We start from the raw sequence: 26,033 nt of genomic DNA on the forward strand, positions 1-26,033 counted from the left end.
CTCGGCGCCGCCCCGAGCGGCGGCCTCAGCACACGCGGTGCACCCGGGTGACCTGAAAGTCGTCGTCGAGCACCACGAAGTCCGCTCGGCGTCCCGGCTCCAGAACGCCGATATCGGTACGCCGCAACACACGGGCCTGGTTCCCCGCGGTCATCTCGGTCAGGCCGATCAGCACCGGATCGAGCAGTGTCGCGTCCGCGGTGCGCAGGCTGTGTGCGGCAGAACGGAACAGTTGCCCCATGGTCGCCGTGCTGCCGGCGATCGCCCCGCCGTCGCGGAGCCGGGCCACCCCGTCGCGCACCTGGACGTCGAGACCGCCCAGACGAAAGTCGCCGTCGCCCATTCCCGCCGCCGCCATGGCATCGGTGACCAGCGCGATCCGCCGGAATCCGACGCTGGCCTGAATCTGCCGGACCAATGCCGGATGCAGATGCACACCGTCGCCGACCACTTCGATCAGCACCTGCGGATCCTCCAGGAGCGCCGCGACCGGCCCGGGTTCACGGTGATGCAGGGGCGCCATCGCATTGAACAGATGGGTGGCCACCCGCGCGCCGAGCCCGACCGCCTCCACCGTCTGGGTGTAGCTCGCCGCGGTGTGGCCCACCGCCACCAGCACACCCGCCGAAGTCAGGCGGCGCACCGCCTCCAGCGCACCGGGCAGTTCCGGTGCCAGGGTCACCATCGCGATGGTGCCGCGGCCGGCGGCCAGCACCCGGTCGATCTCCGCACGATCGGGATCCCGCAGCACACGCGGATCGTGGGCGCCGCAGTACTGCGGGCTGATCCAGGGCCCCTCCAGGTGGATTCCAGCACTGATCCCGGCCTCGGCCATGTCGGCCAGCCGGCCGACGGTCTGCACCAGTGCGTCCGGGGCGGTGCTCACGGTGCTGGTCAGTGTGGTGGTGGTGCCGTGAGCGAGGTGAAACCGGGCCGCCTGCGCCACCTTGTCGGCGCGGCCGTCGGTGTACGAGGCACCGCCACCACCGTGGACGTGCAGATCGACGAAGCCCGGCACCACCGTGCCGGCCAGATCACTGCGTGCGGCGTCGCGGCCGGACGGCGCCCCCTGCCCCACCTGCAGAATCCATCCGTCGCGCAGCCGCATCCAGCCCGGGCGCAGCACCCGGTCACCGGCGACGATCACCGGCGCGGTCACCACCCGTTCGGTCATGACGGCAGCGTATGACGATCCCGGACATCGGGGTCTGCATTCCCGGTCGTGGCCGAAGCCACAGCTCCTTTGAGACGTTGATTACGTTTTGTCTCAGAATTCTTGCATCGGCCGGCGGCAACCTCGCATGGTGGAAGGCGTCCAACCGATATTCATCGACGAGCAGGAGGTTTCCATGACGTCGACTGCCTGGCTGGTGCCTCTGCGCCGCCCTTCCCACGAATCCCTCGAGCACTACCTCGAGCAGCAGGCCGCTGACGGCCGCCACCTGGCCGGTGTGGATCTGCTGAGCCCGCTGCGGCTGCGCTTCATCGACGCTCCGCCGGCTCAGGTCCGCTACGTCGTCGAGCGGCGCGCTCAGCCCGCGCCGGTGGACTATTTCAGCTTCCGCGAAGACCTCGGCTGGGAGCACGTCGGCCGTGTCGGCGACCGCCATTTCTGGCGGCGCGAATACGACGGGGAGCGCCCGGAGGGCTTCATCGCCAACCGTCGCGGCGCGTTGGACTGGGTCTCCTGACACCCCCTCCCCCGATGTCCGATTGTCACCGGCAGCGGTAACGCCGATACAGTCCTAGGCGGAATACCCGGCCGGTGCCGGGCGGCAGAAGGCTGCGTAGCCGCAGCGGAGGAGTACAACCGTGAGTGAATTCAGCGGGCCCCTTGGGGACGTGTATGACGTGGTGATCCGACGGAACCCGGGAGAGCCCGAGTTCCATCAGGCCGTGCAGGAAGTCTTCGAATCCCTGATCCCGGTGATCGACCGCAACCCGCAGTACCTCGATGTACTCACCCGCATGTGCGAGCCCGAACGCCAGATCATCTTCCGGGTGCCGTGGATCGACGATTCCGGGCGCGTGCAGATCAACCGCGGTTTCCGTGTCGAGTTCAACTCGGCCCTGGGCCCGTACAAGGGCGGTCTGCGGTTCCACCCGTCGGTGAACCTGTCGATCGTCAAGTTCCTGGGCTTCGAGCAGATCTTCAAGAACTCGCTGACCGGTCTGCCCATCGGCGGCGGCAAGGGCGGCTCGGACTTCGACCCCAAGGGCCGGTCCGATCTGGAGATCATGCGTTTCTGCCAGAGCTTCATGACCGAGCTCTACCGGCACATCGGCGAGTACACCGACGTGCCGGCCGGTGACATCGGTGTCGGCGGCCGCGAGATCGGTTACCTGTTCGGCCAGTACAAGCGCATCACCAACCGCTACGAGTCCGGTGTCCTGACCGGCAAGGGCCTGACCTGGGGCGGATCCCAGGTGCGCCCGGAGGCCACCGGCTACGGCACGGTGTTCTTCGCCTCCGACATGCTCAAGGCCAAGGGCGAGAAGTTCGAGGGCAAGAAGGTCCTGGTCTCCGGCTCGGGCAATGTCGCCACCTACGCGATCGAGAAGATCAACCAGCTCGGCGGTACGGTGATCGCCTGCTCGGACTCCTCCGGGTACGTGGTCGACGAGAAGGGCATCGATCTGGAGATCCTCAAGGAGGTCAAGCAGGTCCGGCGTGGGCGGCTCAGTGAGTACGTCGAGCTGCGCGGCAACGGCGCGGTGATGGGCACCGGCAGCAGCCTCTGGCACGTGCCGGCCGATATCGCCCTGCCGTGTGCGACCCAGAACGAGCTCGACGCCAACGACGCCGCCGCTCTGGTCCGCAACGGCTGCCTGGTGGTGGCCGAGGGCGCGAACATGCCCACCACACCCGAGGCGATCAAGATCCTGCAGGGGGCCGGTGTGGGCTTCGCCCCCGGTAAGGCCGCCAACGCCGGCGGTGTGGCCACCAGCGCCCTGGAGATGCAGCAGAACGCCTCCCGCGACTCGTGGAGCTTCGAGCACACTGAGGAGCGCCTGCGCGGCATCATGAGCTCGCTGCACGACAACTGCCTGGCCACGGCCGACGAATACAACGCCCCGGGCAACTACATCGTGGGCGCCAACGTGGCCGGCTTCGTTCAGGTCGCCGACGCCATGCTGGCTCTGGGCGCCATCTGACCCGACCGGCAACGACGACGATCACCCCGCGAAGCCGCGCTTCGCGGGGTGATTCTCATTGCACCGGATTGGGTTCGGTCCGGTGCGCGACCGACTCGAAGCGGTAGTCCGTGAGCGGGAAGCGCCGCGCATCCCACATGGTCTCCAGCGTCGGCGACGGCCGCAGCGGCACATCGCCGTTGTCGTCGAAGTAGTAACTGTTGGCCCCGCCGCAGTCGCCCTGGAAGAACACCTGGTTGCCGCGCCGCCCCAAGACCTTCTCGAAGTAGTCGGCGTTCGCCTCCGCGGTGACCTCCACCCGCGTCGATCCGCGGGTGCGGGCCTCGGTGAGCAGCCGGATCACATGATTGGTCTGCGTCTCGATCAGGTTGAAATACGACGACCCGTTGTACCCGTAGGGTCCCAGGATCATGAAATAGTTCGGGAACGACGGCACGCTGACACCGTGGTAGGCCTGGAACCGGTTCTGCGTCCAGAACTCTTCGAGGCCGCGACCGGCCGTACCGGTGACCGGGTACGGGGGCATGTTCCCCTTGTCGAACACCTTAAATCCGGTGGCCAGGATCAGCACATCGACGGGGCGCTCGACGCCGTCGACGGTGCGTACCCCGTCGGCGGTGATCGCCTCGATCGACCGGGTCTCCAGATGCACGTTGTCCCGATTGAAGGTGCGCAGATAGGTGTTGGAGAAGCTGGGGCGTTTGCAGCCCAGCGAGTATTGCGGCGTCAGTTGCTGCCGGACCTGCGGGTCCCGGACCGAGCGCTTCAGGTGCAGGTACCCGAGCTGTTCGCCGGCCTTCGCCGCCGGCAGCAGCCCGTGGAAGTGGGCGGCGAGCGGGAAGGTGACCTCGACGTACAGCTGGCTGGCCAGCCTCGCGACGGCCTTCGACCCGGGGACCATCCGCAATCCGGTGCGCAGCGCCCCGGGCAGCGGCGCATCGGGTTTGGGCAGACACCAGATGGGCGTGCGCTGGAACACCGTGAGCGAGTCGACGCGCGGAGCGATCGACGGGATGATCTGCACCGCCGAAGCACCGGTGCCGATGATCGCCACCTGTTTGCCGGTCAGGTCGACCTCGTCGTCCCAGCGCGCGGTGTGCATCGTGGTGCCGGCGAAGTCGTCGACGCCGTCGATCTCGGGTTTCTTCGGTTTGGTCAGCACCCCGGTCGCGGAGATGACGTAGCGGCCGGTCACCGTCGTCCCGTCGTCGAGGCGGATCTCCCACAGATCAGCGGAGTCCAGGTAGTCGGCGGCCACGACCGCCGCACACAACCGGCTGCGGCGGCGGACATCGTATTTGTCGACGCAGTGTTCGGCGTAGGCCTTGAGTTCGGCGCCGGGGGCGTAGATGCGGGACCAGCCGGCCACCTGCTCGAAGGAGAACTGGTAGGCGAAGGACGGGATGTCGACGCCGACACCGGGATAGGTGTTCCAGTGCCAGGCGCCGCCGAAGCCGTCCCCCTCCTCGATCAGCAGGTAGTCGCTGAAGCCCGCGCGGTCCAGCATGATCGCGGCGCCGATGCCGGACAGGCCGCCGCCGATGATGAGCACCTCGTGATCGGGGACTGCGGTGTGGGCCATCAGGGATTCCTCCTGGGTTCACGCGCCAGGGGACCGGCGAATTTCGACGTCGCACCGATGATGAGGGTGTCGACGCGGTACTCCATGCCGTCGGCCGCCCGCACACCCCGGCGGTACCCCGACCGGCGCGACCCAGGTGGGACGTTCCTCGAAGACCGTCACCGCCGCGGCGCTGGTCAGCACCTCCGGCAGGATCTCGGCGGCCTCGGCGCCGGTGGCCAGCAGAGCCACCCGCTCGCCGGCGTAGGAGTGCTCGAACCAGTCCGTCCCGGTCAGCAGGCGGCCGCGGAAGTCCGGGCGGAGCCCGGCGTCGTCCCGCAGGGCATCGGGCCCTCGGCGGGGCGGGGCCGTCCGGCTGTCGGCGGCGGTCACGAGGCGATCGCCTCGGGCGAGAGGCCCTCGACCCACGACTGCGGCCGGCCCAGGACCCGGGCAGGGAGACGGCTGGTGAGCCGCACCATCGGGTCGGCGAGCAGCCGGTGGTAGGGGTGATCGCGGTCGACGATCATGCGGCCGATGACCTTGAGTGCCTGATACGAGACCAGCCGGCGCGTGTACCGGCCACGGCCGCCGATCTTGGCGAAGCGGCGCACCGCGACCATCAACTTCTCCTCGTCGAGCCCCATCGCGACCACGTTGTCACGCATATTGTTGATCAGCGGGACGAAGACCACGATCAGGCCGACCACGACGCGCGGGTCCACCAGTTCGGCGGCCCCGATCACCTGGGTGATCGGTCCTTTGGCACCGATGTACTCCAGGACCTCGAAATCCACCGCGATGTGCCGGGCCTCGTCGAAGTTGATGTGCCGGAAGACCTGATTGCACAGCGGATCGGCGACCTGATCGGTCAGGAACTTGACCAGCGCGCCGTCGAGCGCGCATTCCAGCAGCGGGATCAGGGCCGCCAGCGCATGCAGCGGCAGATCGTCCCCGTAGCTGTCAAGGACCTTGATCGCCAGTTTCACCTGGATGTTCGGCTCGGGGATGCGGCCCTCCTCGAGCATGCCCCAGCGGCGCATCAGGGCCAGTTCGGCGTTGGCGTGTTTCTGCTCCTCGGCGTGGAAGTGCTGGTAGATCTCCCGGATCGTCGGGGTCGGCGCCTTCTTGGCCAGCGCGGCGAATCCGCGGGCGCCGATGTGCTCGATCCAGACCAGATCAGCCATGAACGGGGCCAGCCGGGCCGTGAGTTCGGGCGTCATCGTCTCGGCGCCGGGCGCGTCCCAATCGATATCGGCCATCGACCACTGCTTGTCTTTGATCTTCTGCAGCGCGGCGTCGAAGTTGTAACTCATGATGTCGTGCCTTTCGGATACTCGCCGGCGGCGGGCTGCTGCGCGTCGTCGACGGTCTGGTGCTCGGGGGTGAAGGGTCTGAGCCGGGACAACAGACCGCTGACCCGCGCATGCGTCGCAGGAACGAACCGCTTGCTCAGCCAGATGGCCCGCGCATCGAGTTGGGGCACCACGTACAGGTGGCCCCGGTCGTGACTGTTGAGGGTCATGGTGGCGACCTTGTCCGGGGACATGCCGACGGTCTTGGCGAGTCTGGCCGCCGCGGCGGCCGCCCCGGTTTCGATGTCCTCACCGGTGAAGATGTTCGTCTTGACGAAGGTGGGGCACAGCACCGAAACCCGCACCCCGGTGCCGGCCAGTTCGGCGGCCAGGGTCTCCGACAGACTCATGACACCGGCCTTGCTGACGTTGTACGCGGCCATGCGCGGACCGGCGGCGAATCCGGCCGCCGAGGCGACGTTGATGATCCCTGCTCGTTCTTCGGTCCGCATCACCGGAAGAAAGTGGTGGCAGCCGTAGATGACGCCCCACAGGTTGATCTGCAGAGTCCGCTCCCACTCGTCGAGACTGGACGTGCCCACCGTATGACCGCCGGCGCCGACGCCGGCATTGTTGATCAGCAGGGTCGGGGCGGCCCCGAACCACTCAACGGCGTGCTCGCGCAGGGCCAGGACCTCCTCGGCGGCCCGCATGTCCCCGACGAAGGCGCTCGCCCGTCCGCCGGCGCGCTCGATCTGTGCGACGGTCTCGGCGGCTCCCTCCCGGTCGATGTCGGCGCAGACGACGCTGCCGCCGCGGGTGGCCAGCTCCAGGGCGAAGGACCGGCCGATGCCGCTGCCCGCGCCGGTGACGACCGCACGCGCCCGGCGGCTGACGGGTCTGCTGAAACCGATCATGCGCTCTGCACCTCACCGCTCGGCAGGTCCATCGGCCGCCTGCACTCCGACAGCCCCCGGCCGATGAAATCGGCTACCTCGTCCAGGGCCCGGTGGCTCTCGGGCACCACGGCGGTCAGTGCCTGAAAGACGTGCATCTGCCCCGGCCAGACCCGGTGCTGCACCTCGAGGCCGGCCCGCCGCATTCGCCGGGCCAGTTCGGTGCAGTCGGCCGAGAGCATTTCGGCCGAACCGTTGTGGATCAGGGTCGGCGGGAAGCCCGCGACATCGTCGAAGAACAACCGCCGGTTCAGGTCTGCGCGTTGCGAGTCGTCGGCATACAGCTTCAGGACGCGGCGGGCCAGCCGCGGGTGGGTAAACGGATCACGCGACATCTGGTCCCGCACCCTGGCCCCGGCCAGATCCATGTCGATCAGCGGGGACAGCGTCACCAGCGAGGCCGGGAGCGGCTGGCCGGTGCGTGCCAGATCCAGGGCCAGCAGCAGGCTCAGGTGCCCGCCGGCCGAATCGCCGGCGACGACGATCTGCTCGGCGGAGTACCCCTGGGCGCGCAGCCAGTCCCAGGCGGCCCGGGCATCCTCGAGGGCGGCAGGGTGCCGGTGCTCGGGCGCGAGCCGGTAGTCCAGGGAGAACACCGGTATCCCGGTCCGGCTGGACAGCTGTGAGGTCAGCCCGCGATGGGTGCGCGACGAGCAGATCGCATATCCGCTGCCGTGCAGGTACAGGATCACGCCACGGTCCGGACGGGACCAGCGGGCACGGACCCACTAACCCCGGACCACCCGCCCGGCCGCGTCACGGTCCTCGACCGGCACATACACGTTCTGCGGCAGCGGCGGCGAGGCGTGCGCCAGGACCCGTTCGAAGAGCAAGCGGGCCGCCTCGACTCCGGCCGGACCGACCGGGACCTGGGCGCTGAGCGGTCGCCAGGTGGAGGCGAGCAAGCCGACGAGCACGCGGCTGCGGACCGAGAGACCCGGTGCCGACCAATTCTGAGGGCGCATGCCCTCAGATAATCCAGAGTGACCTGCGTCATGTCAACCCCCGCGGTAGGTGCGACAATGAACCTCGTGTCTGACTCCGGCTCACCACAACGCTCCTACCGGGGGCTTTCCGCCGAGGAACGCCGCGCGTCCCGGCGGCGCGCGCTGCTGGAGGCGGGTCGGGAACTGTGGTGTGAATACGGCTGGGCGTCGGTGACGATGCGCGCGGTGTGTGCCCGCGCCGGCCTGACCGATCGCTACTTCTACGAGAACTTCGCCGATCGGGATGCCCTGCTGGTAGCGGTGGGCGAGTCGGTCCGCGACGAGACCCTCGGGCTGATCCTGTCCGCTGTCGCCGCCCACGCGGACGCCTCCTCACGCCGGCAGCTGCAGGCCGCCCTGGAGGCGGTCACCGAGTTCATCGCCAACGACCCGGGGAGCGCGCAGATCTTCTTCGGCGACCACGGCGGCAGCGACACCCTCGAGGCGCTGCGCCGTCAGGTGATCGACTCGGTGGTCGATCTGTTCGTCGAATTGAGCCGGCCGCACCTGTTGCCGGGTGTCGCCGAGGTCCAGTACCGCCTGACCCTGCTGGTGGGCATCGGCGGTTTCGTCGAGGCCGCCGTCGGCTGGCGCTCGGGCTCCCTGAACTTCACCGCCGCCGAGTTCGTGGAGGCGCTGATGGCGGTGGCCGACCGCTTGGCCGAAGGGTCGGTGGTGTTGGCTCCGGACGCCGATCAGCCGGACAGCTAAGCCGCCGCCAGGACATCGGAGCCCAGATACTCACAGACGGTCAGGGCCAGCGCCAGATCCATCCGGTCACCGTTGGCCGGTACCGTCTCCATTGCCTTCCCGATCCGGTACTTCACGGTGTTGCGGTGCAGCAGCATCCGCTCGGCGGTTCGCACATGACTCTCCCTGCAGGCCAGAAACACCGACAGCGTCTCCCGCAGGACCTGAGCGGCTGGGCTGTCGACCGCCAGCGGCCCGAGCACCTCCCGGACCCATGCCCGGGTGGACGGCAGATCACGTGCCATCACCGACACCACCGCGATGCCCCGGTCCCCGAATCCGACCACCGCCGCCGGACCGGGCCCGCCAGCCAGGGTCGCGACCTGATAGGCCGCCTGCGCCTGCTGGTGGGAGCGCCGAAAGCCCGCGATTCCCGTGCCCGGCAACCCGTAGGCCATTCGCAGCGACGGCGCGACCGCCACGCGCTCGCTGATCGATTCGGCCCCGGCCGGCGCAGCCGAGGTGCCCAGCGGTACCCACAGCCACACCGTGCTGCGGTCGGCGGCGGTCACCACGGGCCGGCCCACCGCACCGAGCCGCACGGCGACGTCGCGGGCCGCGCGGTCGATCCGGTCGACACCGACGGTCCGGTCCGCCGCCCACAGGATCACCGCGAGATGGCGCTGGTCCAACCGGTACCCGGTCTCCGCCTCGAAGGACTCGGCCTCGTGCGGCAGCGGTTCGCCGTCGGCGGCCAGGAACTGGTTCACCGTCGAGGACAGCACATTGCCTTCCACCCCGATCCAGCGTCGTCGTTCCTGTTCGTAGACGTTGAAGACGAGCCGGCTGATCCAGTCGATGTACTCGAAGGTCACCGACATCAGGTGGCGAGTGACGTGGACCGTCAGTTCCGGTGTCAGCGCAAGCTGTTCGACGATGCCCATGACGCGGCGGTTGTAGTCGAATTCGCCGAGACGGTATGCGCGCATCAGCGAGTTCGCCGGGACCTCTCGCTGCGCCAGCCGCAGCGCATACTCCACCGCCGCGGTCGTCGGCTGCAGATTGGCCAGCGGGATGTCGTCGGCGAGCATTGCGTTCATCGTGGTGATGTTGCCCTGAACGCTCGACAGCAACAGACCCTCCAACACCGGATCGCCCGAGAGCCCCTCGATCTCGAGCATCTCCTCGGTCATGTCGATGACAGCCTGCTGTTCGACCTCCCGCATCTGCTGGGCCACCGCCGAGACGGCGGCCCGGAACTGGTCCTCGTCGGCCGCCGTCATCGGCGTCACCGGGCCAGACCGGCGCGTGCGAGCGCTGCGGACGCCGCATGCGCACCGCAGAGCCCGTGGATTCCCGCGCCCGGTGGCGCGGACTGGGAGCACAAGTAGACCCCGTCGACGCCGGTGGCGTACGGGTCGATCGCCAGCCGCGGCCGCACGACGGTCTGCAGCTTGTTGTTGGCACCGCCGATGATGTCGCCGGCGGCGTAGTTGGCGTTGTACTGCTCCAGTCCCACCGTGCCGGTGGCCGTGGTGGCCACGATCTGATCCCGGAAACCCGGGGCGAAGCGTTCGATCTGCCGGATCACCGCCTCGGTGGCATCGCCTTCGAACCCCTTGGGGACATGAGCGTACGACCAGATCGGATTCAGCTCGCCGGCACTGCGACCGGGATCTGCCAGATACTGCTGGCCGACCAGCACGAACGGGTTCTCCACCATCGTTCCGGCAGCACGCCGGCGTTCGGTGTAGGCCACCTCCGCGGCACTGCCGCCCAGGTGCACGGTGCCGGCCCGCGCCGATTCCGGGTTGCGCCACGGAATGTGCCCGCGGATGGCGAAGTCGACCTTGAACGCCGACGAACCCACCCGGTACCTCCGGTACGCCCGCGCGATGCGGGCGGGCATGCGATCGCCGTACAGGGCCAGGACCTGTGCCGGAGACAGATCGAGCATGACGATGTCGGCGTCGGGAATCTGCGCCCGATCGGTGATCGGCACTCCCGTCTCGATCACTCCGCCGAGCTCCCGCAGGGCCGCCGCCGCCGCCGCGGTGATCGCCCCGGAGCCGCCGACCGCCACCGGCCATCCGAAACGGTGCCCGCTGGCGGTGATCATCAGGCCCAGCGCCGCGGTCAGCGGCACGTCCAGGCGGGTGAACGCGTGCGCCGCGACACCGCTGAACAAGGCGCGTGCCGGTTCGGTGGCGAACATCCGGGTCAGCCAGGTGGCCGGCAGTACCGCTCGCGGGCCGAACGCGGCCAACTGCAGCGGATGCCGGGGCACGTTGACGATCGGCCGCATCAGGTCCGGCGCGAAGGAGTCGAAGTTGCGGACCAGATCCCCGAAGATCAGCTCCCAGCGTCGCCCGTCGACGCCGAGCCAGGCAGCCGTCTCGGCGATCGACTGATACAGCACACCCACGGTGCCGTCGTCGAGCGGATGGGTGCAATCGATCTCCGGCCACGCCCACTGCAGGCCGTACCGCTCCAGGCCGATCTCCTGCCAGAACGGGGAACCCACACCTAGCGGATGGAACGCCGAGCAATAGTCGTGGATCAGGCCGGGAACCTCGAGCTCCCCCGACCGCGCACCACCACCGACCTGGTCTTTGGCTTCCAGGACGGTCACCTCGACCCCGTTCCGGGCCAGTTGCAGACCGGCGGCGAGCCCGTTGGGCCCGCCGCCGACCACCACAGCAGTGGTCATGCCCGCACGCCCGTTTGCCGCGACCGATCCGGGGTGTACGCGGCGCGCCAGGACACCTGTGTCGGGATCGGTCCGTTAGGAAGCCACGGCTGCTCGGCCACCGCTTCGGCCACATTCCACGTGCCGCGTTCGATCACGCCTAGAGCTCCATCGATGATCATGTATTCCTGCGTCTTCTTGTGGATCGGCTGCGACTCGACCCACACCACGGTGAACTCGCCGGGGGCGAAGTCGCAGCGGTTCTGCAGTGCCTGAATCATACGGTAATCGTGCAGGTGACCATCGCCGAAGTTGAAGCCGATCAGCGAGTTGCAGGCGAACTCGGCCTCCCGGACGTCATAGGCGTCGATCTGGTCCTCGCCGAGTTCCCGGTACAGCACCGAGAACAGTCCGCGACCCTGACTGTGCAGGGACCGCCAGGCGATGGTCTGCTCCATCGTGATCTCGGCGGCCTCGGGCCCGTAGTCGGGAGTCAGCTGGTCGATCTGGTTCTTGGCCGGTCGCACCACATGCTCGTTCAGCTTGGCCTCGGCACCCGGGGTGAACGCCCACAGCGCCGCCGCCCAGTTGCCGGCGTACTGGCGCATCGACGGCAGGAACGAGACCAGGTCCGGGCGGAGGTTGCCCAGGATCGGGAAGAACAGCAGCGCGATCACGACGCCGGCGGTCAGCCATCCCGAACTCATCGCCCCGATACCGAACCCGTCCCAGGTCGGGAAGCCCCAGAACAGGAAGACCGTCGCGAAGGCGAACAGCACATTCCATTCCAGCGGCACCGCCAGCGGGAAGGTGGAGAAGATGAACGCGTGGAAGCAGACCATCAGAATCACCGCGGCCAGGGTCAGCCATTTATTGGTCGACAGCAGCAGGACCAGCGGTGCGGCGACCTCGACGACGGTGCCCAGCACATGCGCCTGGAAGCTGGCGAACCGTGAGGGCCGCAGATCATTCGGGAAGTTCCGGTAGTTCGATCGCTTGAGGCTCTTGAACGGGATCCACGGGGTGTTGGAGATCATCGGCGGGATCACATTGGTGAAGTGGTAGCCGATCTTGGAGATCCCGGCGCAGACCCAGACCACCACGATCAGCAACTTCAGCGCCACGATCATGTCGACGAAGGGCAGGAAGGCGAAGAAGATCACCGCCGGCAGGTACTGCTCGCTGCGTGCGGCCAGGAAGATCGTCTTATCACGCAGACCCATCACGATCATCAGCACGATCAGCGAGTACAGCGCCGCTGGATCCACCAGGCCGTGCGAGGTGTCGATGAAGCGGTGCGAATCGGCGATCGCCTCGTCGAACGACGTCGATGCGATGCCCTTCATCAGCAGGGCGGCCAGCAGATTCAGCAGGATCGCCGCGTACAGCAGCACATCGAAGACGGTGCGCGAATCACCCTTGGTGCCCGGCACGGTGTCCGGCCACGGTGGCAGCCGGATGGTCTGCGGCCGGAGCCAGAACAGGATGCCGCCGGTCATCGGCGTGAACTTGCCGGCCAGCGGACCCCACGAGCCGGCCAGTCCGATCGCCTCCAGCAGCATCGTCCACAGCACGAGCTTCTGGTAGACGATCGGCTGGTTCCACCAGACGCTGACCTCGAGTGGATTGAGACCGGAGGTCAGCGTCGCGATGGTGACGCCGCCGATGATGTAGAGCACGGCGATCTTCACCAGGTAGATCACGTGCACCATCTTGGGAGTGCCGAAACCGTACTGGACCCAGTGTTCGGCGAGGCTGCGCACTCGCGTGCGTAGCGGCTGATCTCGGAACGTCGCCGGGTCTACCGGCGGGAAGTCCCCTTCTGTGAATCCCATGTCATCTCCTTCAGGTGTTTCCACGGTTTTTGGGTGTCGGGTAGCGGCGGCATCACTCGATGCCGCTGCGGGGTGCCTCGGTTAGACGATGTGTCTCGGGTAGACGATGTCTCTCGGGTAGACGGGTGTATCTGGTCGGGGCCGCCGGACGCTGCCGGCCCGCCGGGTTCGCTGACCGGCCGGTTCAGCCGACCCGGCTGCGCAGGCCTGGTTTGTCGATCTTTCCGACAGGGTTGCGCGGGAGTGCCTCGACGATGGTGATCTCGGTGGGTCGTTTGACGCGGGTGAGCAGGGGTTCGACGAATGCGGCGAGCCCGTCCTCGGTCACCTCGGCTTCGGGATAGGTGACGACGAAGGCGACCGGAACCTCCCCGAGCACCGGATCGGGGGCACCGACCACGGCGCACTCGAGCACGGACTCGTGCCCGGCGAGGGCGTTCTCGATCTCCTTGGGATAGATGTTCTCGCCGCCGCGGATGATCATGTCTTTGATGCGGTCGACCAGGCGCAGGTAGCCGTCGTCGTCGAGGATGCCGACGTCACCGGTGTGCAGCCACCCGTCGATCAGCGTCTCGGCAGTGGCGTCGGGACGGTTGAGATAGCCGCGCATCACCGCCGGCCCGCCGATCAGCACCTCGCCGCGTTCTCCGGTGGGGACATCCCGGCCCTCGGGATCGACGATGCGGATCTGCTGGCCGGGCATCGCCGGTCCGACGGTGCCGAGTTTGCGCGGCCCGTCCACCGGGTTGCAGGCCGAGGCACAGGTGGCCTCGGTGAGGCCGTAGCCCTCCACGATCGGAATGCCGAAGATCTCTTCGGTCTTGGCCAGCAGCTCCCGCGAGATCGGCGCGGCACCACACACCGCGAACCGCAGCGAGTCCAGTGCACCGTCGGGGATACGGCCCTGGGAGACCAGCAGCGCGTAGATGGTGGGCACCGCCGAGAAGTACGTCGGTCGCAGACGCACGACGTCGTCGAAGAAACGGCCGGCCGAGAAGTGGCCGGTGATGCTGATCTGCCCGCCGGCCACCATCGGCGTCAGGCAGCTGACACAGATCGCGTTGACGTGGAACAGCGGCAGGATCAGCAGGGCGTGCGCGTCGGGTCCGTGGCCGAAGAAGTCGACGGCGCTGCGGGTGAAGAATTGCAGGTTGTCGTGCCCGAGGAGCACGCCTTTGGGACGTCCGGTAGAGCCGGAAGTGTAGATCAACAGTGCGTCGTCGTCGGCCGTCGGCGGCTGCGGCGCCATCCACTCGGCCGAGGCCGTCGTGGCCAGCTCATCGACCGGCAGAAACGTCCGGGCCTGCCGATCCCCGACCGGTGCGCTGGAGACCACGACCGCAGCACCCGAGTCGCTGAGCTGGTATTCGGCTTCGGTATCGGTGAAGCCCGGGTTGACCGGCATGCCGATCGCCCGCAGACGCCAGGCCGCCATCAGTACCACGAGTAGTTCGGCACGATTGGGCAGGAAAGTGGCGACCACATCGCCGGGGCCTACTCCCAGTCCGGCCAGCTGTTCGGCGACTGCCTCGGTGCGGGCGGCGAACGCGGCATAGCTCAGTTCCAGGTTGTCGTCGCGAACGCACGGCGTCTCACCCCGGTCTGCGTTGTCCCAAGCGAAGTACGTACCGTGTGCCACTTCGATCACCTTTCATCGATCTCGTGACTTAGGACACTATCGGCGGTCGGGCGCGGCTGGTACGGGCCGCAACCACGAATCTTTTCGGTTCCTTTGTGCTGCGGGCACAAAATGTGTCGGCTCGCAGGGGCGTCAGCGCGTCTGTGCGGCGACCCGATTGACCGCCTTGACGAAGAGGTCGTTGAACACCTTCTGATCCACGGGAGCACCGGGACTCATCGACCGGTACTGCACGCTCACCGTGTACCCGTTGACCTGCGCCAGGCCCAGCCGCGTCAGACTGTCCACCTGCTGCCCGCCCACGTCGGCCACGATGTTCTGGTCGATCACCAGCGCCTGGTCGGCCTTCGTCTTCGGCGCGGTGACCACCTTCTGTTTCAGCTCGACCGTGGCGCCCTTCATCTCGCCCTGGGTGAAGCTGATCGTCATGTTCTTGCATTTCCCGGCGATCGACGCCCGCTGAGCCTTCAGGTCGACGGTATCGGCGGCGGGGGCCACGCTGGTGGTGAGGAGTTCCATGCCTCGGCTGGCCATCATCATGCCGACGTTGCTGAGGTCGATCTTGTCCGGCAGCGCATTCAGCTGCACACACGAGCTCGGCGACACCTTGGCCCCCTTGGTCGCATCCAGCAGCGAGTCGGCCGTGTCATCTGCCTGACCGGCAGGCACCTCCTGCGCCGTGAAGCCACTGGGGAACTGATCGGCCGGCAACAGCAGCCTGGTCACCTCGATGTTCTTGGCCGGCGACGAGCTCGCCGACGACACTGCTGACGACGCCGGCGACGCTGCTGCTGACGACGCGGCCGCGTCGGCGGAGGTAGCGGTCGTACCGCCGTCGTCGCTGCCGCAGCCACCGAGCGCTGCGACCGTTCCGGCCGCGATCACCACGGTTCCGAGCCGCCGGATCGTTGTCGCCCATAGAGACTTCATGGGCGTAACTTACCGTCCGGTTGGCTGGTCAGCTGGGGTCTTTGAAGTACATGACCTGGTGAGTGGTGGCCAGCAGGACCGCATCCTCGCCGTCGCCGGACCAGATCTGGCCGTCGGCATCGAAGTGGCCGTTGCCGAAGCGGGCCCCACGTGCTGTCGCCAGCACCGGGTCGGTGCCCTGTGCGGCCAGTTCTTCGGGCGTGGCGTGGATGTACGTGGACAGGGTGATGGTGCCGGCCGGCATGTAGGTGCCGTGCCGCAGGAAGATCCGCGGGAAGAAAGAGTCGGTCATCGAGGCCAGTGCCGGATAGTCCAGCGGCCGCTCGGGCACATCGCGGATCCACATGGTCGACGTCGAATCGTCGTTCTTACCGTCGGCCAGACCACCGGTCACAAAGCGCATGTCGTAGTTGCCGGCCCAGGCGATGAAATCGGGAAAATCCACCGAGGCGACCTCATCGGCGGGCGGCACCACCGGCGGCCGTGCCTCGATGCTCTCCCAGGTCTGCCGGTGCAGCGCGAACACCGCCGTCCCGGTCGAGACGGTCTGGTCGTTCTGCACGATCCGGAAGACCCAGTGCTGGTTGGTCCGGTTGGTCCGGACGATTTCGGCGTGCAGCGCCCAGTCGCCGTCGGCGATGGGGGCCAGGTAGTTGATGGTGACTGCAAGCGGATCCCCGAGGGCATCGGGGTGGGACATCAGCGCATTGACGACGGTCGCCACGGTGATCCCACCGAACGGCCCGACCATATTGGCGTAGGCCGGATGGGTCGTCGCCTGGAAAACGGTCACATCATCGGCGTCGTCGTCGCCGCGCACCACGGCAATCGCTTGATCGAGTACATGGCTCATGAGGCCAGACCATACGCTTTGAGCATGAGCCGTCGTCGCGCCGCACCCGCCCTGCTGATCCTGGCCGGGGTCACCAGCCTGGCACTGGTCGGCTGTACGGCGAACGACCAGGCTTCGTCGTGGTCGCCTGTATCGTCGGGCGACGGGCCGTCGACGGTCACCACCAGCCGTTCTGTCACCACCACCTCCCTATCGTTGGCGCCGTCGACCACCGGGTTCACCGCTGAATCCACCGACCGGGCCGGCCGGGCACCCAATGGCTCGCAGTGGGATTTCGAAGTTCCGCAGATCTCCGGCGGCGACAGCGCCGTGCGGACGGCCTTCAACGCCGCGATCGACGCACGCGCCGACGGCTTGATCGAGGAGGCCCGCAACGGCGATTCGAGCACCGTGACCGACGGTGAACTGACCCCGGACGAATCCTCCCGCGCCGTCGTCGCCCGCACGACGCTCTCCGGCGCACTGATCACGTCCGGTATGACCGAAGGCGCCGCGCATCCGAGTACCCGGGTCGACACCGTGGTGGTCGAAGCCGGCGCAGGCCGGCAGCTGGACTTGGACGATCTGTTCACCGATCCGGCCGCCGCCCGCGAAACCCTGGTCGCCCTGGCCCGGGCTGCCGATCCGACCGGCCGCCTGGCCGAGGCATCGATCGCTCCCGACGAGTTGGCGCCGTGGATCGCCCTGGACGACGGCCTGCACCTGTACGTTCCGGTGATCCACGCGATGGGCGACTACGTGCCGGTGACTCTGGCGTGGGAGGACCTGGCAACGCTGCTCAACTCCACCGCCAAGATCTTGTTCGTCCCCTGACCTCCAGCGAGTGAAGCCGGCCCATCCGTTCGTCAACCTGTAGCCAGAACGTGCTGAATGCGGCCCCGATGGCTCGTAATCGTCGGTGCCGCCGAGGCAACTCGACTGCCTTCCACCATGCTATTCAATCGGCGTGTCTGCCCAGCGAGGCAACGACAGTTTGAATCGGCCCGGGTTTGATGCCGCTGCTGTTTGAGTCCGAGAGGACGGACAGCATGCCGAAGAAGATCGATCCCCAGCTGCGCGCGAGGTGTGTGCGGCTCGTGCGCAAGCACCAGCAGGAGTACCCCACCTTGCCCACCGACGCTGAGGACGTGACGGGAGCCGGCTTTGGACTACGGGGGCAAAGAAGTGTCTGGTTCGCACCGGGACCCTCGCGTCCCTGAATCGCCAAGTTGGTGGTCAGTACCGGAGCGAGTCCGCGTTGAACGATCCGCCAAGGAGGCGCAGGTATTCGGCCCTGACAAGCGGGTGCAGGTCTTGCACGACATCTAGAAGCTGGATCGCGTCGTAGGTCGCGGTGCCGTGTGAGAGTCCGTTCCGTACCTTGGTCAGAGCTTCGGTCACGTTGGTCGCCTCGCTTGTCGCGATGACCTCCTTGATGAGCGTGGTCTTGTCCAGCTTTGCGGATACATCGAGGTCATTGTGGAGCTTCAAATAGTGGCTCAATGCCTCCCCAAGGCTCGGCTGAGCGAAGCGCGGAATCCGCTTTGCCAGCTTCCACTCCTGGCGCGTCAGTTCGCCGTTGTCTTTCATGGTCTTGAGTTTGGCGAGCAGAGAGGTTCGCTCCACCGTGTGCTTCTCCTGCTGCGCGTCGAACTTGGCGCGCTGATCGAATCCGTAGCTCGCTTCAAGCCACTGCAACAGCAGGAGCAGCCGGGCCTGGGGGTGCTGGTCGTCCCCGAGGGCGATGATGTTGTATCCCACGATCAGCGGGTGCCCAGCACTGCCCAGTCCGTTCAAGGACGTCAGTGCTTGAACCAGAGAGAAGTCCTCATCCGGCGCGGTGAATGCAAGGAAGCCGCGACTACGTGGGTGCGGACGGCGTCGCGGCACCGAGCGTGGCCCATCTACGCGCCCCAGGCGACTTGTTGGCCATTAACCCGACAACACCTCAATGAATACTGGAAAACAAAGAGGTCAGGCTGCATCTCTGCAACCTGACCTCTTGGTGCGATTCATCCTGAACCGCTCGTTGTGGGCGAAGGGGGACTTGAACCCCCACGTCCCGAAGGACACTGGCACCTGAAGCCAGCGCGTCTGCCATTCCGCCACTCGCCCGTGGCTGCCGATCTCTCGGCGGTCGTCCATGTGGACTTGACTGAGATTACACGTCTTCGTGCCGCAGGGAAAATCGGTTCCCCGATCGACCGCTGACCAGGGATGACGGCACCTCCAGCGAATCCCGGTGTTGTCTGCGCAAGTGACTGCTGGGACGGTTGATCAGATGTGCGAGGTGCGTCTGCGGCCACTCCCGGTAGCATTGAACCTCAACGTACGCACGCCGACACGCCATCGATGAAGGGAGTACCCGTGGGTCTGCTGGATCGCTTCGAGCGCAAGCTCGAATCCGCCGTCGATGGCGGGTTCGCTCGCGTCTTCGGCGGCAAGGTGGCTCCGCAGGAGATCGAGTACAGCCTGCAGCGAGCCGCCGAAGGCTCCGCCGAAGACCTCGGTGACGGCAGTTCGCTGGTGGCCAACAGCTACGCGATCGTCCTCAGCGACTCCGACCTGGAACACGTGTCCGAGGAGTACGAGCTCAATCGGAAGATCTTTTCGCGCCACCTGGAAGACTTCATCCGTGACAATGGGTGGCAGACCTATGGCCCGGTCGTCGTAGAGTTCGACGTGGTGCCCACACTGCACACCGGCCAGTTCCGCACCACCTGCGTCGTCGACCCCGACGTCAAACCGCGACCCCGACCGACCCGACCATCCGATAGCCCGAACCGAGGAGCTTCCGACATGACCAATCCCCCCGGAAACGACGGCCAGTACCCGGGCTACGGCCAGCAGGGCGGCTACGACCAGCAGGCCCAGCCCGGATACGACCAGGGCTACGGGCAGCAGCCCGGCTACGACCAGGGCGGCTACGGTCAGCCCGGCGAGCAGGCCTACGGGCAGGGTGGCTACGGCGACCAGGGCTACGCACAGCAACCCCAGGCTTACGACCAGAGCGGCTACGGTCAGCAGCCCCAGGGACACGACCAGGGTTACGGCCAGCAACCCCAGGCGTACGACCAGGGTGGTTACGCGCAGCAGTCCGGCTATGACCAGGGCGGCTACGGCCAGCAGCCTCAGGGATACGACCAGGGCTACGCACAGCCGGCCGATCAGGGCTACGGCCAGCAGGGGTACGACCAAGGCGGCTACGGCCAGCAGCCTCAGGGATACGACCAGGGCTACGGCCAGCAGCAGGGATACGACCAGGGCTACGCACAACCTGGTTACGACCAGCAGCCCGGCTACGACCAGGGCGGTTACGGCCAACAGGGCTACGATCAGGGCTACGCACAGCCGGCCGATCAGGGTTACGGCCAGCAGCCCGGCTACGACCAGGGCTACCCGCAGGCCGGCGATCAGACGGCGTACGCCCAGCCCGGCGGTATGCAGGCACCGGCCACGATCACCCTGATCCTGGAGGACGGCAGCAACCGCACCTATGCGCTGCGCCCGGGCTCCAACGTGATCGGCCGCGGTCAGGACGCCCAGTTCCGCCTCCCCGACACCGGCGTCTCCCGCCGGCACATCGAGATCACCTGGGACGGTCAGAGCGCGATGCTGCGTGATCTGTCGTCCACCAACGGCACCACTGTCAACGGGATGCCGGTCAGCAGCTGGAACCTGGCCGACAAAGACCGGATCCGTCTGGGGCATTCCGACATCAGCGTCCGCTTCCAGTAAGCCCGACACCCTAGAATGCGGTCGGGGCCGATCAGTGCCCCGACCGCAAAGGTGCATCCGGCACCGCAGACCTGACAGGAGGTGAAGCGCAAATGCAGGGCATCGTCTTGCAGGTGGTCCGATTCGGATTCCTGATCCTGCTGTGGCTGTTCGTCTACGCCATCATCCGCTCCATGCGCGCCGACCTCGCGTCAGCAGCCGGCACCCGTCGCCCGGCCACCAGCGGATTCCGCCAGCGACGCCGGGACCAGGGCCGGGGCGGAGCACGCTATCTGGTGGTCACGGCAGGCGCACTGGCCAACACCCGCATCACTCTCGGCGATCAACCCGTCCTGATCGGGCGCGCCGACGACTCGACCCTGGTGCTGTCGGACGACTACGCCTCCGAACGCCACGCCCGCCTGTCCAAGCGCGGGGACGACTGGTACGTCGAAGACCTCGGCTCCACCAACGGCACCTATCTGGACCGCGGCAAGGTGACCACCGCCGTCCGTGCCCCGCTCAACACGCCGATACGTATCGGCAAGACCGTAATCGAGCTCCGATCGTGACTTTGGTACTGCGCTACATCGCGCGAAGCGACCGCGGCCTGGTCCGGTCCAACAACGAGGACTCGGTCTACGCCGGGGCCCGGCTGCTGGCCCTGGCCGACGGTATGGGCGGTCACGCCGCCGGTGAGGTCGCCAGCCAGTTGGTGATCCAGTCGCTGCGGTCCCTCGACGACGACGAGCCCGGCGGCAACCTACTCGATGCGCTCGCCGCGGCCACCCGGCACGGCAACGAGGCGATCGCCGCCCAGACCGAACGCAATCCCGAACTCGCAGGCATGGGCACCACGCTCACCGCGATCCTGTTCGCCGGCAGCAAGATCGGTCTGTGCCACATCGGCGACTCCCGCGGCTATCTGCTGCGCGACGGCGAACTGACCCAGATCACCCGCGACGACACCTTTGTGCAGAGCCTGGTCGACGAGGGCCGCATCAGCCCCGAGCAGGCCCACAGCCATCCGCAGCGCTCGCTGATCCTCAAGGCGCTCACCGGCCAGCCGGTGGAGCCGACCCTGCAGTTGCGCGAAGCCCGCGCCGGCGACCGGTACATGCTGTGCAGTGACGGCCTGTCCGACGTGGTCAGCGACGAGACCATCGCCGACACCATGTCCTCGATCCCCGACCATTCCGCCTGCGCGGACCGGCTCATCGAACTGGCCCTGCGCAGCGGCGCCCCCGACAACGTGACCGTGGTGGTCGCCGACGTCCTGGACACCGGCTACGGCGACTCCCGGCCGATCCTGGGCGGTGCCGCCGGTGCCGACGACGCCGCCGGCTACTCCCCCGATCCGTCCACCGCCGCCGGCCGGGCCGCCGCTCTGCGCCCGCCCGCGGCCCCCGCTCAGCGTCCGATGCTCGAGGATCCGGCCATCGAGACCGCAACCCGCAGTCCGTGGCGCTTGCCGCTGACCCTGATCGGCATCGTCGTGGTGATCGCCCTGCTGGTCACCGCCTTCTTCGTGGTGAAGGAGAAGACGATGAGCCGGTTCTACGTCACGACCGAATCCGGTGAGGTGGTCGTCAACCGAGGCACCCCCGACTCGGTGCTGTTCGTGCACTTCAGTGAGTCGAGCCACCGGGTCTGCGTCACCGAGCTGGCGACCGACCACCCGCAGGCGCGGCTGGTGTCGGCGTCCGCGGACGAGGACTGCGTCCCGATGAAGCTCACCGATCTGACCGAGGGCAACCAGACCCAGATCACCAACGGGCGGGTCAGCAACATCCCCGACCTGCGCCAGGTGGAAGAACGCGTCCGCGGATTCGACTTCCTCCCGTGTGCCCCCACCCCCGCGAAGGAACCCAGCAACGAGCCGACCCGCGAACCGAACCGCCCTGGCCCGAGCGACCCGGGCAGCACTCCGCCGAACTCCGAATCGACCCCGTTGACCCCGAAACCCGTCGACGGGAAGACCCGGGACTGCTCGGAGAACTGATGACCGCCACCCCCGTACCGCACGCTCCGCCCGCGGCACCGGCCACGCGCAGCCGCACCACCGAGGCGTGGCTGCTGCTGTTCGCACTGGTGCTGGTCGCCGTTGCACTGGTGCTGGTGCAGGGCACCATGGATCAGCCGATCGGTTGGGAGCTGGGCAAGTACGTGCTGGCCTTCGTCGTGCTCTACGGCATCGCCCATGCCGCGGTCCGCTGGCTGGCCCCGTACGCCGACCCACTGTTGCTGCCGGTGGTCGGCGCGCTCAACGGTCTGGGCCTGGTGATGATCCATCGCCTGGATCTGACCCCCCGGATGGGGGAGCCCACCTCGTTCGCCAATTCGCAGATGATGTGGGTCGGCGTGGGCATCGTCGTCTTCGTGGCGACGTTGTTCCTGGTCCGGGATCACCGCACGCTGTCTCGCTACTCCTACACCCTCGGGCTGCTCGGGCTGATCCTGCTGATCCTGCCGGTGCTGCTGCCCAACTCCGAACGCGGCGGCGCCAAACTTTGGATCCAGACCCCGTTCTTCAGTATCCAGCCAGGCGAGTTCGCGAAGATCCTGATCATCATCTTCACCGCTTCGTTCCTGGTGTCCCGACGGGACCTGTTCACCACCGTCGGCAAGCATGTGGCGGGCATCGACTTTCCCCGGGCCCGCGATCTAGGTCCGTTGCTGGCGGCCTGGGCGATCGCGATCGGCGTGCTGGTCCTGGAGACCGATCTGGGCAGTTCGCTGCTGATCTTCGCCACCATGCTGACGATGCTCTACATCGCCACCGAGCGGGTGAGCTGGCTGATGATGGGTCTGGCCCTGTTCGCCGCCGGGGCCACGGCCGCCTACTTCCTGTTCGGTCACCTGCAGGACCGGGTCTCCATCTGGATCGACCCGTTCCAGTCCCCCGACGGGGCCGGCATGCAGATCCTGCGCAGCCTGTTCGCCCTGGCCGCCGGTGGCATGTTCGGGACCGGCCTGGGTTCGGGCTATCCGAACGAGGTCCCCGAGATCCACAACGACTTCATCCTTGCCGCCTTCGGCGAGGAGCTGGGCCTGTTCGGTCTGACCGCCATCGTGATGCTCTACCTGTTGATCGTGATGCGTGGGCTGCGCGCGGCGATCAGCGTGCGCGACAGCTTCGGCAAGCTGCTGGCCGCCGGGCTGGCGTTCACCATCGCGATCCAGCTGTTCGTCGTCCTCGGCGGCATCTCGAAGCTGATCCCGATGACCGGTCTGACCTCACCGTTCCTCTCGTACGGCGGTTCCTCGCTGCTGGCCAACTACATCCTGATCGCCCTGCTGATCCGGGTATCCAACGCCGCACGTGAACCCGACACCCCGAAGAAGGCCCCGGCCGCCCCGATCAGTTCGCTGCCCACCCAGGTGGTGCGCCGATGAACCGACCGATCCAACGCGTCGGCATGGCCGTGATCGTGCTGGTCCTGCTGCTGGTGGCCAACCTGACCTGGGTGCAGGTGCTGCACGCCCCGGCACTGCGGGCCAGCGAGTACAACAAACGCAGCCAGATCGACACCTATTCGCGGCAGCGGGGCCTGATCCTCGACGCCGAGGGCAACGTCCTGGCCGAGACCGTCCCCTCGACCGGTCAGTTCAAGTACCAGCGACGCTATCCGGCCCAGCCGGTGCAGGCCTACGCCACGGTGACCGGCTACTACGGCCCCCACTTCGGGGCCGGCTACGGCATCGAATCGGCGGAGAACGCCTTCCTCAACGGCACCGACGACCGCCTGTTCACGCAGAACTTCGTCGACATGTTCGCCGGCCGCGATCCGCGCGGCGGCAATGTACAGACCACCATCGTCCCGGGCCTGCAGACCGCCGCCTACGACGCGCTGCGCGGCGGATCCTGCAACGGCCCGTGCCGCGGCGCCGTGGTGGCGATGGAACCGAGCACCGGCAAGATCCTGGCGATGGTGTCCACGCCCAGCTACGACCCGAACCTGATGGCGACCGAGGACTACACCGCCGCCGAAGCCTCCTGGAACAGGCTCAAGACCGAACCCTCGCCGCTGCGGAACCGCGCGATCTCCGAGCTGTACCGGCCCGGCTCGACCTTCAAGGTCGTCACCGCCGCCACCGCTCTGCGCGCCGGCCTCAAATCCGACGTCCGGCTGACCTCGGCGGCGACCTTCCCGCTGCCCGGATCCTCGAACAGCCTGCCCAACGACGGCAATCCGCCGCGCGCGTGCCCCGGCGCCTCCGGCGGCACGGTGACCCTGGCACAGGCCTTCGAATACTCGTGCAACACCGCCTTCGCGCAGCTGGTTACCCAAAAGCTGCCCGGTGACCCGTTCGACGAATTCACCGACACTGCGCTGGGCTTCGGCGTCGGGGAGAACCCGCCGGGAATCCCGCTGTCGGTGGCCAAGTCGGCGATCGGCGACCTCGACGGGGACCGGGCCGCCCTGGCACAGTCGTCGATCGGTGAACGCGATGTGAAGCTGACGGTGCTGCAGAACGCCGTGAATGCGGCCACCGTCGCCGCCGGCGGCGTCCGGATGCGTCCCTACCTGGTCGACCGGCTGCAGTCGGCCGATCTGGGTACCGTCGCGGCGACCACGCCGTCCGAGTTGAACCGGCCGTTGACCGCCGAGGACGCGGCCGTGCTGACCCGGATGATGGTCGCCTCAGAGCAGTCCGGCCGCGATGCCCAGGCCGGCATCGCCTCCAAGACCGGGACCACCGATCCGAATGAGACCGGGAGCGCCTACGCCTGGTACATCGCCTTCCGGCCCGGCGCGAACATCGCCGTGGCCGTGATGGTGGAGAACGGGACCGGTGGATCTCAGGCCTACGGCGGCCTCATCGCCGCCCCGATCGGCCGGACAGTGTTGAATGCTTCTACGGGAGGTAACCGATGAGCCTGCAGAACGGCGCCATCATCGCCGACCGGTATCGATTGGTCCGGCTGATCGCCACCGGCGGCATGGGCCAGGTATGGGAGGCGCTGGACACCCGGCTCGACCGCCGGGTGGCCGTCAAAGTCCTCAAAGCCGAGTACTCGAACGATCCGACATTCCTGGCGCGTTTCCGCACCGAAGCGCAGACCACGGCCCGGCTCAACGATCCGGGGATCGCGAACGTCTTCGACTACGGCGAGACCCCCGACCGCAACGGCGGTGATCCGCTGGCCTATCTGGTGATGGAGCTGGTCGACGGTGAGCCGCTGAACTCGGTCATCTCCCGGATGGGCAAGCTGTCGCTGGCGCACACCCTGGACATGCTCGAGCAGACCGGCTGGGCGCTGCAGGCGGCCCACACCCAGGGGCTAGTGCACCGCGACGTCAAACCGGGCAACATCCTGATCACCCCGACCGGCCAGGTCAAGATCACGGACTTCGGGATCGCCAAGGCGGTCGATGCCGCCCCGGTGACCCAGACCGGCATGGTGATGGGCACCGCCCAGTACATCTCTCCGGAACAGGCGACCGGCGGGGAGGCCACCGCCGCCTCGGATGTCTACTCGCTCGGTGTGGTCGGCTACGAGTCGCTGACCGGCACCCGGCCGTTCACCGGCGACGGCCCGCTGACCGTGGCGATGAAGCACATCCAGGATGCGCCGCCGTCGCTGCCCGATTCGGTGCCGGCCCCGGTGCGCGAACTGATCGCCATCACCCTGGCCAAGGACCCGCAGCAGCGGTACGCCACCGGCGGTGAGTTCGCCGAGGCCGTCGCCGTGGTCCGGCGGGGTCTGCGCCCACCGGCTCCGCGCGCGCGGGCCGGGGCAG

Annotated in this window: 24 protein-coding genes and 1 tRNA gene; 10 read left to right on the forward strand and 15 right to left on the reverse strand. The window is 67.5% G+C overall.

What is annotated here, in order from left to right:
- Positions 1–25: 25 nt before the first annotated feature.
- Entirely contained in the window at positions 26–1,174 is a 1,149-nt protein-coding gene (nagA, locus tag GOHSU_RS09375; RefSeq protein ID WP_005940320.1) for an N-acetylglucosamine-6-phosphate deacetylase, read from the reverse strand.
- Positions 1,175–1,349: 175 nt separating this feature from the next.
- On the opposite strand from nagA, the gene GOHSU_RS09380 reads away from it, so the two are divergent.
- Together GOHSU_RS09380 and gdhA are read left to right on the forward strand one after the other, a co-directional pair.
- On the forward strand, positions 1,350–1,691 hold the full coding sequence (locus tag GOHSU_RS09380) for a DUF2812 domain-containing protein (protein WP_005940323.1): 342 nt from the start codon (positions 1,350–1,352) through the stop codon (positions 1,689–1,691).
- A gap of 121 nt (positions 1,692–1,812) precedes the next feature.
- Positions 1,813–3,156, forward strand: coding sequence for an NADP-specific glutamate dehydrogenase (gene gdhA, locus GOHSU_RS09385; RefSeq protein WP_005940327.1), 1,344 nt, complete (start codon positions 1,813–1,815; stop codon positions 3,154–3,156).
- A gap of 55 nt (positions 3,157–3,211) precedes the next feature.
- On the opposite strand, the gene GOHSU_RS09390 is transcribed toward gdhA, so the two are convergent.
- Genes GOHSU_RS09390 through GOHSU_RS09415 form a run of 6 tightly spaced genes read right to left on the reverse strand, consistent with a single transcriptional unit; the run spans position 3,212 to position 7,933 of the window.
- Positions 3,212–4,738: a flavin-containing monooxygenase gene (locus GOHSU_RS09390; RefSeq protein ID WP_005940331.1), complete on the reverse strand. Its 1,527-nt coding sequence runs from the start codon at positions 4,736–4,738 to the stop codon at positions 3,212–3,214.
- An 18-nt stretch (positions 4,739–4,756) separates the two neighbouring features.
- On the reverse strand, positions 4,757–5,110 hold the full coding sequence (locus GOHSU_RS16285) for an NAD(P)/FAD-dependent oxidoreductase (RefSeq protein WP_005940335.1): 354 nt from the start codon (positions 5,108–5,110) through the stop codon (positions 4,757–4,759).
- Positions 5,107–6,033 (reverse strand): hypothetical protein, encoded by a 927-nt coding sequence (locus tag GOHSU_RS09400; protein WP_005940339.1) that lies wholly within the window; start codon positions 6,031–6,033, stop codon positions 5,107–5,109. Before GOHSU_RS09400 ends, GOHSU_RS16285 begins: the two co-directional genes overlap by 4 nt.
- Positions 6,030–6,929 carry an SDR family NAD(P)-dependent oxidoreductase gene (locus GOHSU_RS09405; RefSeq protein WP_005940343.1) on the reverse strand — a complete coding sequence of 300 codons (900 nt, stop codon included), beginning with the start codon at positions 6,927–6,929 and terminating at the stop codon, positions 6,030–6,032. Before GOHSU_RS09405 ends, GOHSU_RS09400 begins: the two co-directional genes overlap by 4 nt.
- On the reverse strand, positions 6,926–7,660 hold the full coding sequence (locus GOHSU_RS09410) for an alpha/beta hydrolase (RefSeq protein WP_005940347.1): 735 nt from the start codon (positions 7,658–7,660) through the stop codon (positions 6,926–6,928). Before GOHSU_RS09410 ends, GOHSU_RS09405 begins: the two co-directional genes overlap by 4 nt.
- A gap of 36 nt (positions 7,661–7,696) precedes the next feature.
- Positions 7,697–7,933 carry a hypothetical protein gene (locus GOHSU_RS09415; RefSeq protein WP_005940350.1) on the reverse strand — a complete coding sequence of 79 codons (237 nt, stop codon included), beginning with the start codon at positions 7,931–7,933 and terminating at the stop codon, positions 7,697–7,699.
- A 57-nt stretch (positions 7,934–7,990) separates the two neighbouring features.
- Between GOHSU_RS09415 and GOHSU_RS09420 the strand changes: the two genes are divergently transcribed.
- The gene (locus GOHSU_RS09420; protein WP_005940354.1) at positions 7,991–8,665 is read left to right on the forward strand and encodes a TetR/AcrR family transcriptional regulator; all 675 of its coding nucleotides are present in this window, start codon (positions 7,991–7,993) and stop codon (positions 8,663–8,665) included.
- Here the strand turns inward: GOHSU_RS09420 and GOHSU_RS09425 are convergent.
- From GOHSU_RS09425 to GOHSU_RS09450, 6 genes are all read right to left on the reverse strand, one after another.
- Positions 8,662–9,927, reverse strand: coding sequence for a PucR family transcriptional regulator (locus GOHSU_RS09425; RefSeq protein WP_005940357.1), 1,266 nt, complete (start codon positions 9,925–9,927; stop codon positions 8,662–8,664). The two genes, GOHSU_RS09420 and GOHSU_RS09425, sit on opposite strands and share 4 nt — an antisense overlap.
- Before the next feature lie 5 nt (positions 9,928–9,932).
- Complete coding sequence (locus GOHSU_RS09430; RefSeq protein ID WP_005940361.1) at positions 9,933–11,354, reverse strand: phytoene desaturase family protein; 1,422 nt, start codon at positions 11,352–11,354, stop codon at positions 9,933–9,935.
- The gene (locus GOHSU_RS09435) at positions 11,351–13,168 is read right to left on the reverse strand and encodes a DUF3556 domain-containing protein (protein WP_005940364.1); all 1,818 of its coding nucleotides are present in this window, start codon (positions 13,166–13,168) and stop codon (positions 11,351–11,353) included. Before GOHSU_RS09435 ends, GOHSU_RS09430 begins: the two co-directional genes overlap by 4 nt.
- Positions 13,169–13,352: 184 nt before the next feature.
- A complete protein-coding gene (locus GOHSU_RS09440) occupies positions 13,353–14,807 on the reverse strand; it encodes a class I adenylate-forming enzyme family protein (protein ID WP_005940367.1) in 1,455 nt (484 codons plus the stop codon).
- 132 nt (positions 14,808–14,939) lie between these two features.
- Positions 14,940–15,737: a hypothetical protein gene (locus tag GOHSU_RS09445; protein ID WP_005940370.1), complete on the reverse strand. Its 798-nt coding sequence runs from the start codon at positions 15,735–15,737 to the stop codon at positions 14,940–14,942.
- 28 nt (positions 15,738–15,765) lie between these two features.
- Positions 15,766–16,590, reverse strand: coding sequence for a thioesterase family protein (locus tag GOHSU_RS09450; protein WP_005940372.1), 825 nt, complete (start codon positions 16,588–16,590; stop codon positions 15,766–15,768).
- A 24-nt stretch (positions 16,591–16,614) separates the two neighbouring features.
- Between GOHSU_RS09450 and GOHSU_RS09455 the strand changes: the two genes are divergently transcribed.
- Positions 16,615–17,403, forward strand: a complete 789-nt coding sequence (locus tag GOHSU_RS09455) for a hypothetical protein (protein WP_005940375.1) — start codon at positions 16,615–16,617, stop codon at positions 17,401–17,403.
- A 402-nt stretch (positions 17,404–17,805) separates the two neighbouring features.
- On the opposite strand, the gene GOHSU_RS09465 is transcribed toward GOHSU_RS09455, so the two are convergent.
- On the reverse strand, positions 17,806–18,330 hold the full coding sequence (locus GOHSU_RS09465) for a hypothetical protein (protein ID WP_024332540.1): 525 nt from the start codon (positions 18,328–18,330) through the stop codon (positions 17,806–17,808).
- 271 nt (positions 18,331–18,601) lie between these two features.
- A tRNA-Leu gene (locus tag GOHSU_RS09470) sits at positions 18,602–18,684 on the reverse strand.
- A 252-nt stretch (positions 18,685–18,936) separates the two neighbouring features.
- On the opposite strand from GOHSU_RS09470, the gene GOHSU_RS09475 reads away from it, so the two are divergent.
- From GOHSU_RS09475 to GOHSU_RS09500, 6 genes are all read left to right on the forward strand, one after another.
- The gene (locus GOHSU_RS09475; protein WP_005940384.1) at positions 18,937–20,307 is read left to right on the forward strand and encodes an FhaA domain-containing protein; all 1,371 of its coding nucleotides are present in this window, start codon (positions 18,937–18,939) and stop codon (positions 20,305–20,307) included.
- Between the two features lie 92 nt (positions 20,308–20,399).
- Positions 20,400–20,858: an FHA domain-containing protein FhaB/FipA gene (locus GOHSU_RS09480; protein ID WP_005940385.1), complete on the forward strand. Its 459-nt coding sequence runs from the start codon at positions 20,400–20,402 to the stop codon at positions 20,856–20,858.
- A complete protein-coding gene (locus GOHSU_RS09485; RefSeq protein WP_005940387.1) occupies positions 20,855–22,288 on the forward strand; it encodes a PP2C family protein-serine/threonine phosphatase in 1,434 nt (477 codons plus the stop codon). The genes GOHSU_RS09480 and GOHSU_RS09485 overlap by 4 nt, the downstream gene beginning before the upstream one ends.
- Entirely contained in the window at positions 22,288–23,682 is a 1,395-nt protein-coding gene (locus GOHSU_RS09490) for an FtsW/RodA/SpoVE family cell cycle protein (protein ID WP_005940389.1), read from the forward strand. The genes GOHSU_RS09485 and GOHSU_RS09490 overlap by 1 nt, the downstream gene beginning before the upstream one ends.
- Positions 23,679–25,166 carry a penicillin-binding transpeptidase domain-containing protein gene (locus tag GOHSU_RS09495; RefSeq protein WP_005940391.1) on the forward strand — a complete coding sequence of 496 codons (1,488 nt, stop codon included), beginning with the start codon at positions 23,679–23,681 and terminating at the stop codon, positions 25,164–25,166. The genes GOHSU_RS09490 and GOHSU_RS09495 overlap by 4 nt, the downstream gene beginning before the upstream one ends.
- Positions 25,163–26,033: protein kinase domain-containing protein (locus tag GOHSU_RS09500; RefSeq protein WP_005940393.1), on the forward strand; the 871-nt coding region annotated here is incomplete at its 3' end. The genes GOHSU_RS09495 and GOHSU_RS09500, both read left to right, overlap by 4 nt.

Source organism: Gordonia hirsuta DSM 44140 = NBRC 16056 (assembly GCF_000333015.1).
GTDB classification, from domain to species: domain Bacteria; phylum Actinomycetota; class Actinomycetes; order Mycobacteriales; family Mycobacteriaceae; genus Gordonia; species Gordonia hirsuta.